The 15,419-nt window shown below is 67.1% G+C and carries 12 protein-coding genes; 9 read left to right on the forward strand and 3 right to left on the reverse strand.

What is annotated here, in order from left to right; all coding sequences use genetic code 11:
* Positions 1 to 307 precede the first annotated feature (307 nt).
* Together J2X50_RS20940 and J2X50_RS20945 are read right to left on the reverse strand one after the other, a co-directional pair.
* Entirely contained in the window at positions 308 to 1,681 is a 1,374-nt protein-coding gene (locus tag J2X50_RS20940) for a multicopper oxidase family protein (RefSeq protein WP_429097831.1), read from the reverse strand.
* A gap of 123 nt (positions 1,682 to 1,804) precedes the next feature.
* Complete coding sequence (locus J2X50_RS20945; RefSeq protein ID WP_429097832.1) at positions 1,805 to 2,113, reverse strand: glutaredoxin family protein; 309 nt, start codon at positions 2,111 to 2,113, stop codon at positions 1,805 to 1,807.
* 471 nt (positions 2,114 to 2,584) lie between these two features.
* Between J2X50_RS20945 and J2X50_RS20950 the strand changes: the two genes are divergently transcribed.
* Positions 2,585 to 3,229, forward strand: a complete 645-nt coding sequence (locus J2X50_RS20950; RefSeq protein ID WP_429097833.1) for a carbonic anhydrase — start codon at positions 2,585 to 2,587, stop codon at positions 3,227 to 3,229.
* A 164-nt stretch (positions 3,230 to 3,393) separates the two neighbouring features.
* Positions 3,394 to 4,887 carry an aldehyde dehydrogenase family protein gene (locus J2X50_RS20955; RefSeq protein WP_429097834.1) on the forward strand — a complete coding sequence of 498 codons (1,494 nt, stop codon included), beginning with the start codon at positions 3,394 to 3,396 and terminating at the stop codon, positions 4,885 to 4,887.
* Between the two features lie 44 nt (positions 4,888 to 4,931).
* On the opposite strand, the gene J2X50_RS20960 is transcribed toward J2X50_RS20955, so the two are convergent.
* Complete coding sequence (locus J2X50_RS20960; RefSeq protein WP_429097835.1) at positions 4,932 to 6,686, reverse strand: ABC transporter ATP-binding protein; 1,755 nt, start codon at positions 6,684 to 6,686, stop codon at positions 4,932 to 4,934.
* Positions 6,687 to 6,915: 229 nt separating this feature from the next.
* Between J2X50_RS20960 and J2X50_RS20965 the strand changes: the two genes are divergently transcribed.
* The 7 genes from J2X50_RS20965 (at position 6,916) to J2X50_RS20995 (ending at position 15,040) form a co-directional block, all read left to right on the forward strand.
* Entirely contained in the window at positions 6,916 to 7,941 is a 1,026-nt protein-coding gene (locus J2X50_RS20965) for a BMP family protein (protein ID WP_429097836.1), read from the forward strand.
* A 160-nt stretch (positions 7,942 to 8,101) separates the two neighbouring features.
* On the forward strand, positions 8,102 to 9,625 hold the full coding sequence (locus J2X50_RS20970; RefSeq protein ID WP_429097837.1) for an ABC transporter ATP-binding protein: 1,524 nt from the start codon (positions 8,102 to 8,104) through the stop codon (positions 9,623 to 9,625).
* 285 nt (positions 9,626 to 9,910) lie between these two features.
* Positions 9,911 to 10,960, forward strand: coding sequence for an ABC transporter permease (locus tag J2X50_RS20975; protein ID WP_429097838.1), 1,050 nt, complete (start codon positions 9,911 to 9,913; stop codon positions 10,958 to 10,960).
* Positions 10,961 to 11,252: 292 nt separating this feature from the next.
* The gene (locus J2X50_RS20980; RefSeq protein ID WP_429097839.1) at positions 11,253 to 12,194 is read left to right on the forward strand and encodes an ABC transporter permease; all 942 of its coding nucleotides are present in this window, start codon (positions 11,253 to 11,255) and stop codon (positions 12,192 to 12,194) included.
* Positions 12,191 to 13,483 carry an amidohydrolase family protein gene (locus tag J2X50_RS20985; RefSeq protein ID WP_429097840.1) on the forward strand — a complete coding sequence of 431 codons (1,293 nt, stop codon included), beginning with the start codon at positions 12,191 to 12,193 and terminating at the stop codon, positions 13,481 to 13,483. The genes J2X50_RS20980 and J2X50_RS20985 overlap by 4 nt, the downstream gene beginning before the upstream one ends.
* Before the next feature lie 187 nt (positions 13,484 to 13,670).
* Positions 13,671 to 13,928 carry a hypothetical protein gene (locus J2X50_RS20990; RefSeq protein ID WP_429097841.1) on the forward strand — a complete coding sequence of 86 codons (258 nt, stop codon included), beginning with the start codon at positions 13,671 to 13,673 and terminating at the stop codon, positions 13,926 to 13,928.
* A 191-nt stretch (positions 13,929 to 14,119) separates the two neighbouring features.
* Entirely contained in the window at positions 14,120 to 15,040 is a 921-nt protein-coding gene (locus J2X50_RS20995; protein ID WP_429097842.1) for a DMT family transporter, read from the forward strand.
* The last annotated feature ends 379 nt before the right edge of the window (positions 15,041 to 15,419 follow it).

A 15,419-nucleotide genomic window follows, 5' to 3' on the forward strand; every position in this document is an offset into this window, starting at 1 on the left:
TTCCGGGGACGGTAGTGATTCCAGTTCCAGGAAGGTCAAGGGTCCTGCGAGAGCATTGTTCGACCTTTTCCGGCTTGCCTGGACAACTGGTCGTGAATTGGCAAACATCCTGTCGGCTTCCAAAGCGAAGCCAAGGGCGCGCCGCGGACAGGACCGCGACTTCGACAACGCGCTGGCCGTGATCCTCGTCATTTCGGCCGAAGAAAAAATGCTCGCGATGCCCTGGCGGGCTGGCCTCGTTCGTCGCGCTACGCGCCGGTTCCCGCGACAGCCGCTGTGCTCGTTGACAGGCTGGCTCCTCTGCGGATCACGCCTCGTAGGCCATGGAGGTCATCATGCCGCCAGCCATGTGATAGAGGTGATGGCAACCCAGCGCCCATTCGCCGGCATTGTCGGCATCGAGGGCGACCGTGACTTCCCCCATCCTCGCCGATACCAGGACCGTGTCGCGCACGGCGCCGGAAAATCGCTGCCTGTTGACCGCGGTCACCTGGAAGCGATGTCCGTGCAGGTGCAAGGGATGGGACATGCTGGAGTAGTTGAGGAACGTCAGTTCGACCCGGTCGCCACGCCTCACCACGAATGGACTGTCCTCGCCATGCGTGGCCCTGACAAAGTCCCACATGTAGTTCGACCCTTCGCGCAGCATCATCGTATGCCGGCGGGTGACTTTCCTGTCCGCGAGCGGACTTGCGGCGCGAAGCGCCTGCTCGAGCCCGAGGCCGACGGTGGGAAATGCCTCATCGGCGAGATCGGCAAGCTTTTCTACCGGCGCACCGCGGGCGGCGAGCACCACGCCCGTGCGCATCCGCCCCCTTTCCTGAACCGCCAGGACGGGCCAGGCGGCCCTCTCCCTCGGCACCTCGAGCATGATGTCGAGCCGCTGCGCGACCGCCAGTTCGAAGTAGCGTCGATCGACCGGCGCAACGGGCATGCCGTCGACCGCGATCAGCCTTCCGGTGAGCGTTCCGAGATCGATCCACACGTTGGTGCTGGCGGACCCGTTGATGAGGCGCAGGCGAACGCGCCCGCCCGGCTCGACGGCGATGATCTCCGGATCGTCCAGTGTGCGGTCATTGGCGAGCAGCGCATCGTGCAGGCTATCGGAAGGCGGCGCCTGCAGGTCAGCCGTGCCCTGCGCCCCGCTGCGCAGTTCGGCCAGAATTTCGGCCGGATCGCGGAAGCTGAAGTCCTGGAAAAGCACCACTACGTCCTGCACGTCCATGCCGGCCTCGGCCGGATCGCGTACGATCAGCGGAGCGGCAAGCAGCGACTGCCCCTGAAGGCCGAAATGCGAATGCATCCAGAAGGTCCCCGGCTGCGCAACCGGGAAATCGTAATCACGCCGGTCGCCGTCGGCGATGGGGTCTTGCGAAAGTCCTGCGACGCCGTCCTGACGCCAGGGGGGCGTAAGGCCGTGCCAGTGGATGACCGTCGGTTCACCGATACGGTTTTCAAGCCGCACGCGAAAATTCTCGCCTGCGTCCATGACGAGCCCGTTGCTGCCGTCGGGCTGCGTCAGTCCGAGGACATTCGCCGCACGCCCCTTGACCTCGATGACGCGTTTGCCGGCCGTGACGATCTTCTGGCCGGCGGCGGGATTGCTGGATGCCGGCAAGGCAGGAGAAACGGTCGCGAGAAAACCTGTTGCCGAAAGTCTGAGAAAATCTCTGCGACGCATGGGGTCGTTCCCTTCCTGTTGGTCAGTTTACGAAACCGGTGTCCGCTTCAGTCTCGAAGAGGGCGTCGGCCCGGATAGCGAAATGCGCGAGCAAGAAGATCGGCGCCGAAGGCGACCATGAGTTCACACCGGCCAAGGGGCGCTGGAGTGCCGCACAACGCATTGCGTCTCGTTCTCCGCCGGGTCCGTATGAATGGCCTCGATGCGCCAACGCTGTTCGTCGACGGTGCCATAAAAGACGTGCGTGCCATCGATGACGGTGATCGGGGCAACACGCATGCCGGTCCGCTGCCTGACCTCCTCGGCGATTGCCGGGTCGCTCATGTCGCGCTCGACGAAGGGCAGGTACTCGGCGCTCAGCCAGCGCTTCAGTGCCGCGCAGTCGGGACAGTCGGGCGTGGTGAATATCTCGATCCAGGGTGGGCGCATCATGGCTGCCTCGGTGTGACGTGGACGGGGCGACCTGCCAGGCGGGTTGCCACTCGATGAACAAAGGCTGGATCTACCAGTGACTGGAAGGTCAACATGATTCTAATGACCAATTGGTCGGCGCCGTAACAAATTGAATTCACGTGACATTTTAATGCGGAACGCCTTGGTGGGCGCTTGTCTTGAACATCCGTTCCCAAGCGATTGGCGCATCGCGTCGAAGTTGCTGCAGCTTGCTGCAAGGCGCAGCAAGCGTCATGGGGGCAAGGTCAAACGGGCGTTTCGGCATTGCCCCATGCTTGGCTTCGAGCATGGAAGAGAGGTGCCTTGGGCGGCAACCGCCGCCTGCTGCCGTTCCGCCCGGAGCGTGAGCGACCGCCCACGCCGCGATTCGGGAGCTAGCCTTCGGGCAACCTCGGCTGCGCCGCACATTTGCATTTGCGGCGCCGACAATTTCCGTTTAAGGCCGAGCTTATGCTGCACCTGCCTGAGAAGCTCCTCGCCGGTTACCGCAACTTCATGACCGGCCGTTATTCGGCCGAGACGGATCATTATCGATCCCTGGCGCGCGAGGGCCAGACCCCGGAGACCATGGTCATCGCCTGCTGTGATTCGCGCGCGGCGCCCGAAACCATCTTCGAGGCGGGGCCGGGCGAGCTGTTCGTGGTCCGCAACGTCGCCAACCTGGTGCCGCCCTACGAGCCCGACGGCGAATTTCACGCCACCTCGGCAGCTCTCGAATTCGCCGTGCAGGCGCTCAAGGTCAAGAACATCGTCGTCATGGGTCACGGCCGCTGCGGCGGCATCCGCTCCGCGCTCGATCTTAATTCGACCCCGCTGTCGCCCGGCGACTTCATCGGCAAGTGGATGAGCCTGGTGGCGCCCGCCGCCGAGTCCATCGCCGGCAACGCCATGATGACGCCTACCGAGCGCCAGACCGCGCTCGAACGCATCTCGATCCGCTATTCGATCGCTAATCTGCGGACCTTTCCTTGCGTGAACATCCTCGAGCAGAAGGGCCGTCTGGAGCTGTTCGGCGCCTGGTTCGACATCTCGACGGGCGAACTCTGGGTGATGGATCGCAACACCGGCGATTTCGAGCGTCCCGCCATCGCCTGAGACGGCGCTGCCGTCGCGCCGCGGCCATGCCGGCGTTTTCAGGCCTGAGGGCATCGCTCCTGGCCGTGGCTCTATCCAGCGGACTTGAGTGACAGGTCCAAGCGGGCTTAGCCTGCCGCATGAAGAAAGCGGCGCGGGCTGCAGCGCGCCGGAAGGAGCCGTCCATGACCATCGCCCAGACGCCCGCCGCTGTGCGCCGCCCCATCGACGGACGCCACCGCCGGATGTTCATCGGCGGCCGCTGGGTCGATGCGGCCTCCGGCCGGACCTTCGAGACGCGCAATCCGGCCACCGGCGAGGTCATCGCCACGGTGCCCCGTGCCCAAAAGGAGGACATCGACAGGGCGGTCGCCGCGGCCCGCGCCGCCTTCGACGGCCCCTGGAGCCGCTTCAAGCCGCATGAGCGGCAGAAGCTGCTCATCCGCATCGCCGAACTGTTCGAGCGGCACTGGGAGGAGATCTGCGTTTCCGACACCACCGACATGGGCCTGCCCATCGCGCGGGCGCGCGGCAACGCCAACCGGGTGCTCGGCATGCTGCGCTTCTATGCCGGCATGGCCACCGCCATCCACGGCCAGACGATCGAGAATTCGCTGCCCGGCGACATCGTCTCGTTCACTCGCAAGGAGCCGGTCGGCGTGGTCGGCGCCATCATCCCGTGGAACGCGCCGACGGCGGCCTCGGTCTGGAAGATCGGCCCGGCGCTAGCCACCGGCTGCGCGATCGTGCTCAAGCCGTCGGAGGAGGCGCCGCTGACGCCGCTGCTGCTGGCCGAGCTGATGGCCGAGGCGGGCGTGCCCGACGGTGTCGTCAACGTCGTCACAGGCACCGGCGCCGAGGCCGGCGCGCCGCTGGCCGAGCACATGGGCGTGGACAAGGTCGTCTTCACCGGCTCGACCGCGACCGGCCAGAGCATCGTGCGGGCCTCCGCCGGCAACCTCAAGCGCGTGTCGCTCGAACTCGGCGGCAAGTCGCCGGTCATCGTCTGCGCCGACGCCGACCTGGAGCGCGCGGTGCCGGTGGCGGCCATGTCGGTCTTCGCCAATTCCGGCCAGATCTGCATCGCCGGCTCGCGGCTTTTCGTCGAGCGCAAGGTGCACGACGCCTTCGTCGAGCGGCTGGCCGCCTACGCCAGCGGCCTGCGCATCGGCAACGGCATCGATCCCGAGACGGAGATCGGCCCGCTGATCTCGCCGCGCCAGCTGGAGCGCGTCGAGGGCTACCTGCGCGCCGGGGCGGAGGAGGGCGCCCGCCTCGTCGCCGGCGGAGCGAGGCTGAGCGAGGGAGCGCTCGCCGCCGGCAATTTCGTCGCCCCGACCGTCTTCGCCGGCGTCTCCGACACCATGAAGATCGCGCGCGAGGAGATCTTCGGCCCGGTCATCTCGGCGCTGCCCTTCGACACGCTCGACGAGGTCGTGGCCCGCGCCAACGACACGCCCTACGGGCTCGCCGCCGGCGTCTTCACCCGCGATGTCGCGACGGCCCACCGGCTGTCGCGCCGGCTGCGCGCCGGTTCGGTGTGGGTCAACACCTATCACGCCATCGACCCCGCCGTGCCGTTCGGTGGCTACAAGATGAGCGGCTACGGCCGCGAGGGCGGCGCCGAGCACCTCGACGAGTACCTGAACACCAAGGGCGTGTTCATCCGCATCGACTGAGCCCTGCCTGTGGCGTGCTCCGCGCCGGGCGGGGCTTGCCTGGCTCAGGGCATCAACTGGTAGTCGTAGAGCCTGCGATAGAGCCCGCCGCCTTCGAGCAGGTCGGCGTGGCGGCCCTGCTCGACCACGCGGCCCTTTTCCATGACGACGATGTTGTCGGCCTGGTGCACGGTCGAGAGCCTGTGGGCGATGGCGATGGTCGTCCGCCCCTCCGACAGCCTCTCCAGCGCGTCGCGGAACAGCGCCTCCGATTCGGCGTCGAGCGCGCTCGTCGCCTCGTCGAGCAGCAGCACGTCGGCATCGCGCAGGATGGCGCGCGCGATCGACAGGCGCTGCTTCTGGCCGCCAGAGAGGAAGGCGCCGTTTTCGCCGACCTGGGTCTCGTAGCCCTTGGGCAGGGCCATGATGAAGTCGTGCGCGTTGGCGGCCTTGGCGGCGGCGGTCACCTCGTCGTCGGAGGCGCCTTCACGGCCGAGCCGGATGTTGTGCATGATGGTGCCCGAGAACAGGAACGTGTCCTGGCTCACATAGGCGATGCGGTCGCGCAGCGAATGCAGCGTCGCGTGCGAGATGTCCTGGTCGTCGAACAGCACCTCGCCGCTGTCGGGATCGTACATGCGCATGATCAGGTTCATGATCGTCGACTTGCCGCTGCCGGACGGGCCCACCAGCGCCGTCATCTTGCCGGGCGGGAAGGACAGGTCGAGCTCCCGCAGCACCGGTTCGCCATCCTTGTAGGCGAAGCTGACGTCGTCGAACCTGATCAGGCCGGGGCCGTCGGTCAACGCCGCCGCGCCCGGCCGCTCCGCCAGCGTCAGCGGCCGGTCGGCCAGCTCGAACATCATGCGCACGCCGACGAGGCCGGTTTCCAGCGACACGCGCATGCGCGCCAGCCGCTTGGCCGGCTCGTAGGCGAGCAGCAGCGCGGTGATGAAGGACATGATCGAGCCCGCCGTCTGCCCGCCCTGGACGACGAGGAAGCCGCTGACCAGCACCACGCCGGCGATGGCGAGGCCGGCGAGGGTCTCCATGATCGGGCTGGTGCCGGCTTCCAGCGCGGCGATGGTGTTGGCGCGCCGCTCGACGTCGGAGACGGCCCGGTGCATGCGGCTGCGCATCAGGCGTTCCAGGTTGAACGACTTCACGATGCGCACGCCGACCGTGGTCTCCTGCATGACATGCACGATCTGGGTCAGCGACAGGAACTCGGCCTCCATGATCTTGCGCACCCGGCGCAGGATCTGGTTGACGCCGTAGATGGCGATCGGGCCGATGACGAAGGCCACCAGCGACAGCACCGGCTGCTGGATCACCATGACGGCGATGAGCCCGAGCAGGGTGAACAGGTCGCGCACGTAGGACGTGACGATGAGGTCGAGCACGGAGCGCGCGGCCTGGGCGTTGTGGGTGACGCGGGTGATCAGGTCGGACGAGGGGACTGAGTGGTAGAAGGAGATGCCCTGCGCCAGGATGCGGTCGTAGATCTTGCGCTGCCGGTCGGCGATGATGGCGTTGCCGACGCGGCTGAGGAACAGGCCCTGCACGAAGGTGGCGAGGCCCTTGACGATGAAGATGCCCGCCACCGCCGCCGCGATCATGTAGACGCGGTTGATGTCCTTGCCGACCGTGAACTCGTTGGTGATGTCCTTCATAATCCAGGCGCTGGCCGCCGTCATGCCTGCCACCACCAGCATCGAGGCGATGGACACGGCATAGCCGAACGCATGCTGGCGGAACGACTCGCGCACCAGCCGCCAGATCAGGCGATGATTCTGGGTCGGGCGAATAAATCCAAGCAAATCAATGGGTCCCTTGGCCGGCGGCCCCCCGCGGACGGCTTATATAATGCACGCTTCGGCGAAGGCAAACCTGTGTCGCCAGTATCCCGGACCTTAAGCCGCAGATCGCATGCGGCGGTGGACAGCCGCGCGCCGGCCGATTGCCGCTCCTGGCGATTTCGCATACCGTTGACCAAACGATAAAAAAGCCTTCGATCGACAAGTGCAAATCCAACCAGAGGTGGAACGAATGCCGACTATTTCCAGCTGTCCAGGCTTGTCGCGGCGGACCCTGCTCAAGGTCGCCGGTGCGTCCGCTGCGGTCGCCGCAGCGGGGCTGCCCGTGCGGCTCTTCGCGGCCGAGCCGATCAAGGTCGCGGCCGTCTATACCGTCCCGGTCGAGCAGCAATGGGTGAGCCGCATCCACAAGGCCGCCAACGCGGCCAAGGACCGCGGCGACATCGAGTATGTCTATTCCGAAAACACCGCCAACAACGACTATGAGCGCGTCATGCGCGAATATTGCGAGGCCGGCCACAAGCTGATCGTCGGCGAGGTGTTCGGCGTCGAGGACGCCGCGCGCGCTGTCGCCAAGGACTATCCCGGCGTCGCCTTCCTGATGGGCTCCAGCTTCAAGCCCGATGCCGCCGTGCCGAACTTCTCGGTCTTCGACAACTACATCCAGGATGCATCCTATCTCTCCGGCATCGTCGCCGGCGCCATGACCAAGTCGAAGAACATCGGCATGGTCGGCGGCTACCCGATCCCCGAGGTCAACCGCCTGATGAACGCCTTCATGGCGGGCGTGAAGGAAGTCGCCCCCGACACCAAGTTCCAGGTCGCCTTCATCGGCTCGTGGTTCGATCCGCCCAAGGCCAAGGAAACCGCCTTCGCCCAGATCGACGGCGGCGCCGACCTGCTCTACGCCGAGCGCTTCGGCGTCTCCGACGCAGCCAAGGAGCGCAAGGTGCTCGCCATCGGCAACGTCATCGACACCCAGGCCGACTATCCCGAGACCGTCGTCGCCTCGGCGCTCTGGCACTTCGAGCCGACGCTCGACAAGGCGATCGCCGAGGTCAAGGCCGGCACCTTCAAGGCCGACGACTACGGCGTCTATTCCTTCATGAAGAACGGCGGCTCGTCGCTGGCGCCGCTCGGCACCTTCGACGGCAAGGTGCCCGACGACGTCAAGGCCAAGGTCGCCGAGAAGGAGAAGGCGATCAAGGACGGCTCCTTCACCGTCGAGGTCAACGACGCCGAGCCTAAGTCGAGCTGATTTTTCCTTCTCCCCGCTCGCGGGGAGAAGGTGGCCCGAAGGGCCGGATGAGGGGCAGGGCCAACGTTTGACGGCTTGCGCCGCCCCTCACCTGGCTGCCGCCATCCTCTCCCCGTGAACGGGAGGAGCCTTGTCCGCAACGCCGCTCCCGATCGTTAACGTGACCAATTCCCCCGTCCTTCGCCTCTCCGGCATCACCAAGCGTTTCGGCCCGCTAACGGCCAACGACGCCATTTCCTTCGAGCTCAGGCGCGGCGAGGTGATCGCGCTGCTGGGCGAGAACGGCGCTGGCAAGACGACGCTGATGAACATCCTGTTCGGCCATTATGTCGCCGACGAGGGCACGGTCGAGGTTTTCGGCAAGCCGCTGCCGCCGGGCGATCCGCGCGCCGCGCTCGACGCCGGCATCGGCATGGTGCACCAGCATTTCACCCTTGCCGACAACATGACGGTGCTGGAGAACATCGCGCTCGGCACCCAGAAGCTCTGGCGCCCGCGCCTCGACCGGGCTGCCGCGCGCCAGCGCATCGAACGGCTCGCCGCCGATTTCGGCCTCGCCGTCGATCCCGCGGTGATCGTCGCCTCGCTCTCGGTCGGCGAACGCCAGCGCGTCGAGATCCTCAAGGCGCTCTATCGCGACGCCGAGGTCCTCATCCTCGACGAGCCGACCGCGGTGCTGACCCCGGCCGAGACCGACGCCCTGTTCCGCACGCTCAAGCTGTTGGTCGCCAAGGGGCTGTCGATCATCTTCATCTCGCACAAGCTGCCCGAGGTCATGGCCGTCAGCGACCGCGTTTTGGTGCTGCGCGCCGGCCGCCTTTCCGGCGAGCGCGAGACGAAGTCGACCGACCGCAGGGAGCTCGCCTCCCTCATGGTCGGGCAGGAGGTCAGGCCGGCCGAGGTCGTGCCGGTCGCGCCGGGACGTCCGCTGCTGGTGCTCGACGGCATCTCGACCGCCCGCCACAACGGTGCCGGGCTCGACGACGTCTCGCTTGTGCTCCGCGCCGGCGAGATCACCGGCCTCGCCGGCGTCTCCGGCAACGGCCAGGCGGCACTTGCGGCGCTCATCGCCGGCACGCAGCGCCCCACCGCCGGCAGCATCGCGATCGACGGGGCGCCGGTCGGCGGCTGGTCGCCGCGCGCGGCGCTCGGCCACGGCATCGCCCGCATCCCGGAAGACCGCCACGCGGTCGGCACGATCGGCGACATGAGCGTCGCCGAGAACGTCATCGCCGAGCGCTACGGCAGCCCGCGCTTCAGCCGCATGGGCTTTCTCGACTGGAAGGCGGCGCGCCGCTTCGCCGAAAAGATCATCGCCGACTACGACGTCAAATGCCCGTCGCCCGAGGCGCGCATCCGGCTGCTGTCGGGCGGCAACATGCAGAAGCTGATCCTCGGCCGCGCGCTCGACCCCGAGCCGGCGGTCATCCTCGCCAGCCAGCCGACGCGCGGCCTCGACGTCGGCGCCGTCGCCTATGTCCACCGCATGCTGCTCGCCGCGCGCGAGCGCGGTGCTGCGATCCTGCTGATCTCCGAGGACCTCGAGGAGATCCTGGCGCTGTCTGACCGCATCGTCGTGATCTCCAAGGGACGCCTGTCGGTGCCTTCCTCGCGCGGCGAGCGCACAATCCGGGAACTGGGGGAGCTGATGGCGGGTCACGGCGAAGAGGAGCGGGCGGCGTGAGGGGCGGGCTGATCCTTGTCGGGGCCGCGCCCTACGTTGCCCCCCTCTGCCCTGCCGGACATCTCCCCCACAAGGGGGGAGATTGGCCTTCATGGCTGCCCGCGCCAGTCTCCAGCGTCGCGGGACGAGCGCGTGGGTTGAGGTTGCAAATCTCGCAGATATCCGGAGTCGCAGGACGAGGCCGGGCGCTGAAACTGCCGATCTCCCCCCTTGCGGGGGAGATGTCCGGCAGGACAGAGGGGGGTGCTGTCCCGCAAACATCTCAGGTCAGCACGGAGCAGACCCATGCGGCTTGAGCCGAAACCCGCACCGTCGCTGGCGGTCACCCTGCTGTATCCGCTGGCGGCGATCGTCGCCACGCTGGTCTTTACCTCGCTCCTGGTGCTTGCCGCCGGCGCCTCGCCGCTGTCGGTGTTCTATCTCGTCGCCAAGGGCGCTGCCGGCTCGCAATTCGCGGCTCTCGAAACGCTGACGCGCGCGACGCCGTTGATCTTCACCGGCCTCGCCGTCGCCGTCGCCTTCCGGGCCAAGCTCTGGAACATCGGCGCCGAGGCCCAGCTCTATGTCGGCGGCATCGTCACGATCGTGCTCGGCACCGGCGCGCTGCCGCTGCCGTCGGTGGTGCTGATCCCCGTCGTCATGCTGGCGGCGATGCTTGCCGGCGGCTTGCTGCTACTCGGCCCGGCGGTGCTGAAGACCCGCTTCGGCGTCGACGAGGTGGTGACCACGCTGCTGCTCAACTTCATCGTGCTGCTGTTCGTGTCGATGCTGCTCGAAGGCGTGCTCAAGGACCCCATGGGCCTCGGCTGGCCGCAGTCGCAGAAGGTCATCGCCGACGCGCAGCTGCCGCGCATCATCCAGGGCAAGCGCCTGCACTACGGCTTCGTCGTCGCCGTCGTCTCGGCCATCGCCGTCTGGGTCATCATGAAGAAGACCGTGCTCGGCTACGAGATGCGCGCCGTCGGCCACAACCCCGAGGGCGCGCGCTTCGTCGGCGTCCCGGTCAACGGCGTGCTGATGAAGACGGCACTGCTGTCGGGCGGCCTCGCCGCACTCGCCGGCGTCTCCGAGGTGTCCGGCCTCAAGGGCAACCTCACCCTCGACCTGTCGCCGGGCTATGGCTACTCCGGCATCGTCGTCGCCATGTTGGCGATGCTCAACCCGCTTGGCGTCATCGCCTCGGCGATCTTCGTCGCCGGCATCTTCGTCGGCGCCGACGCCATGAGCCGCACCGCCAAGGTGCCGAGCTACATCGCCGACGTCATGGTGGCCACGTCACTCTTGACCATGGTGGTGGCGATCCTGCTGGCGCGCTTCAGGGTGAGGTGGAAGTGATGGCTGTGCCCCGCATTCACTTCACACCCGACTTGCCCAAGGGCAGGGCACTTGGAAATACCCCCACCCCTAACCCCTCCCCACAAGGGGGAGGGAGACTTCACATTATGCCTTTCCCGCGACTGGTGATGTTGGCCGGCGTGGCGGCCAGGTGGTTCCCCTCCCCCTTGTGGGGAGGGGTTAGGGGTGGGGGTAGTCGTCGTCCGCGACGCCTGATGGGAAGCCCCGTGGCATACGCCGCCCAGGGAGTGCGGCGCTCCCGTTGCTGGCCTTTGCAAGGCAGGAGCCACTGATGGACGCGCTCGATATCCTCTTCACCGCTTCCTTCTGGGTCGCTGCCATCCGCATCGCCTCGCCGCTGATCTTCGCCACCATGGGCGAGCTGATCTGCGAGCGCGCCGGCGTGCTCAACCTGGGCATCGAGGGCATCATGACCGCCGGCGCCTTCGCCGGCTGGTTCACCGTCTATGCCGGCGGCGATCTGTGGACCGGGGTGCTGGTGGCGGCGCTTGCCGGGGCGATGTTCGGCCTGCTGCATGCCACGCTGACCGTGCCGCTCGGCCTGTCGCAGCATGTCGTCGGCATCGGCGTCACCCTGCTCGCCACCAGCCTGACCTATTTCACCTATCGCCTGGCGCTGCCGGAGGTTACATCGCCGCCCAAGATCGAGCCGTTCCAGCCGCTGCCGATCCCCGGCCTGTCCAAGATCCCCGTCATCGGCGAGGCGCTGTTTTCGCAGACGCCGCTGACCTATCTCGCCTTCCTGGCCGTCGCGGTGGTCGCCTGGGTGCTCTACCGCACGCCGCTCGGCCTGGCGGTCCGGGCCGCTGGCGAAAATCCCTCGGCGGTGGAGGCGCAAGGCATCTCCGTCACCGGCATCCGCATGGGTGCGGTCGTGGTCGGCAGTGCGCTGATGGCGGTCGGCGGCGCCTTCCTCACCATGTCGGCCTTCAACTCGTTCTTCTTCGAGATGATCAACGGCCGCGGCTGGATCTGCATCGCGCTCGTGGTCTTCGGCTCGTGGCGTCCGGGCAAGGCGCTGATCGGCGCCATCCTGTTTGCCGCCTTCGACGCCTACCAGGTGCGCCTGCAGCAGATGTCGGGCGGCATCGTGCCCTACCAGGTCTTCCTGATGATGCCCTACGCGCTGTCGATCCTGGCGCTGATCCTGGTGGCGCGCCGCGCCACCTATCCGAAAGCGCTGATGATCCCGTACCAGAAAGGCGAAAGATGAGCTTCGACCTGATCGTCAAGGGCGGCACGCTGCCCGATGGAACCGTGGCCGACATCGGCATCAAGGGCGACAGGATCGCCGCGATCGAACCGAGGATCGATGCGTCGGCCGGGCGTGTCGTCGATGCCACGGGCAACCTCGTCACGCAGCCCTTCGTCGATCCGCACTTCCACATGGACGCGACGCTGTCCTACGGCCTGCCGCGCATCAATGCCTCGGGCACGCTGCTGGAGGGCATCGCGCTGTGGGGCGAGCTCAAGCCGCTGCTCACCCACGAGGCGGTGAAGGAGCGCGCGCTCGCCTATTGCGACTGGGCCGTGTCGATGGGCCTGCTCGCCATCCGCACCCATGTCGACACCTGCGACGACCGCCTGCTCGCCGTCGAGGCCCTGCTCGAGGTCAAGAAGGAGATCGCACCCTATATCGACCTCCAGCTCGTCGCCTTCCCGCAGGACGGGCTCTACCGCTCGCCCAATGCGCGCGAGAACACCATCCGCGCCCTCGACATGGGCGTCGACATTGTCGGCGGCATCCCGCATTTCGAGCGCACCATGGCCGACGGCACCCGCTCGGTGACCGAGCTCTGCGAGATCGCGGCGGAACGCGGCCTGATGGTCGACCTGCATTGCGACGAGACCGACGATCCGCTGTCGCGCCACATCGAGCAGCTGGCCTATGAGACCCAGCGGCTCGGCCTGCAGGGCAGGGTGGCCGGCTCGCACCTGACCTCGATGCATTCGATGGACAATTATTACGTCTCGAAGCTTTTGCCGCTGATCGCCGAGGCCGGCGTCTCGGCGATCCCCAACCCGCTCATCAACATCATGCTGCAGGGCCGCCACGACAGCTACCCGAAGCGCCGCGGCATGACCCGCGTGCCCGAGATGCTGAAGGCCGGCATCCGCGTCGGCTGGGGCCAGGACTGCGTGCTCGACCCGTGGTATTCGCTCGGCACCGCCGACATGCTCGACGTCGCCTTCATGGGCCTGCACGTGGCCCAGATGTCTTCGCCTGCCGACATGCGCCGCTGCTTCGACATGGTCACCAGGGTCAACGCCGAGATCATGGGCCTCGACCATCTCGGCCTCGCGGTCGGCAAGACGGCGAGCCTCGTCGTGCTCGACGCCGGCAACCCGATCGAGGCGGTGCGCCTGCGCGCCGAGCGGCTCTGCGTCGTCGCCAAGGGCAAGGTCGTGGCCGAGCGGCCCAAGCGCGACACCGCCCTGTCGATCGCAGGCCGCCCGGCCAGCATCAACCGCCGCCACGTCGTGCCGCCGCAAGGGAACTGAGGGGGAAGGGGCTTTCCAGCTTGGGTTCCTCGCCCCTACGAAACGGGGGGAGAGGTGGCCGCGCAGCGGCAGGCGAGGGGGTGTTGGATGGCAACTGGCAAGAGCTGCCCCCTTGGGCCCACCTTCCCGAACACCGACCGAACGCCTAAAGTCGCGACCCGGAATCAGGTTGATGCGAGGCGATGTCATGACGGTCAGAACGGTCTCTTTGCTCTTGCTGGCCACGGTCCTCGCCGGCTGCGTCTCCGCCGCGGAGCAGCGCGCGCTCGACGAGCAGAAATGCCGCTCCTACGGCTTCGCCAAGCGCAACGACGCCTTCGCCGCATGCCTGCAGCGCATCGAACTCGACCGCCGCGCCGAGTTCCGCAGCCGCAGCGCCGCCTTCGACGACTGGAACCGGCCTTTCGTGGTCTATCGCCCCATCGTCGTCGCGCCGAAGCCGTGATCTCCAGGCATTTGCGGCCAGACGGGATCGTCTGGCATCGCACGAGGAACAACAGCCAGAGCGGCGGATGCCCGCGCTCTAGCGCTGTAACGCAGGAACGCATGGTCCAGGCCAATTAGCCCTCGCAATGGCGGAAATCCGGGCATAGATAGGCGCGAACCGGGCTCGTCGGCCCGCCGGACAACTTGCCCATGACGTTCCGCCAAGCCCTCGCTCTGCCGAAGAGCAATCTCGTCCTCGCGGGCATCCTGCTGATGCTGCTCGGCGACTTCATGTTCGCCCTCAACGACGCCATGGGCAAATGGCTGGTCGAGAACTATTCGGTCGGCCAGGTGCTGGTCATCCGCTCGATCGGCGCCTTCATCATCCTCGGCCCGATGATCGCCCGCCAGGGCCTCGCCCCGCTGACCAGGGTCGAGCGGCCCGGCCTGCAGGTGCTGCGCGTCGTGCTCGCCACCGCCGACACCGCCTTCTTCTACGCCGCCGTCGCCTACCTGCCGCTGGCCGACGTCATGACCTTCTACATGGCCGGCCCGATCTACATCGCAGCACTCTCGCATTTCTTCCTCGGCGAAAAGGTCGGCTGGCGCCGCTGGCTCGCCATCGTGCTGGGCTTCTGCGGCGTGGTCATCGCGCTCCGGCCCTCCACCGCCTCGCTGTCCTGGCCTTCGCTCTTCGCCGTGGTCGGCAGCCTGTCTTTCGCCATCAGCCTGATCCTCAGCCGCAAGCTGCGCGCCACCAGCGACACCACGCTGGTCACCTGGCAGACGGTCGGCGCACTGGTCATGGGCGGCGTGCTTGCCGCCTCCGACTGGCGTCCGGCCAGCGCCGTCGACTGGTCGGCCATGCTCTTGCTCGGCGTCGTCGCCTGCGCCGCCCACCTGATGATCACCCGCGCCCTCAAGCTCGCGCCCGCCTCGCTGCTGGCGCCGCTGCAATACACGCTGCTTTTGTGGGCCGTGGTCTTCGGCATCGCTTTCTTCGGCGACTACCCCGATGCGCAGATCCTGTTCGGCTCGGCCGTCATCGTCGTCGCCGGCCTGTTCATCTTCCACCGCCAGAAGGTGGTCGACAAGGCCGAGCCCGAGACGGTGCCGACCAGCGTGCACTGAGCCGGCGTCGAGCGCAGGACATGGTGCCCCCACCCCTAACCCCTCCCCACAAGGGGGAGGGGAACTCGGTGCTGCCATCCGGGCCGCGTGCCTGTTCTTTTGTGCAGCAGCGATGGGACCGGTATCAGGCGGTCGAGACGGGGATTGTTTAGCCGCCGAGGCGGGAGCGTAGCGAAGTCCCCCTCCCCCTTGTGGGTGTTTGGACCGGGGACATCGCGAACAGGTGTGCGAAGACATCGCGAACAGGTTTGCACTCTATCGAGGCAGGGCATTGAGGTCGATGGTTTGTATTTTCTGATGTCTGAACCAGGCTTCGAAGACGCCGTCGGTGGCGGTCGGGCGAAAGGCGACGGATTTGCCTGCGAAGGCCCTGCACAGG

This window comes from Aminobacter sp. BE322, from assembly GCF_050433525.1.
In the GTDB taxonomy this organism is placed as follows: Bacteria; Pseudomonadota; Alphaproteobacteria; order Rhizobiales; family Rhizobiaceae; genus Aminobacter.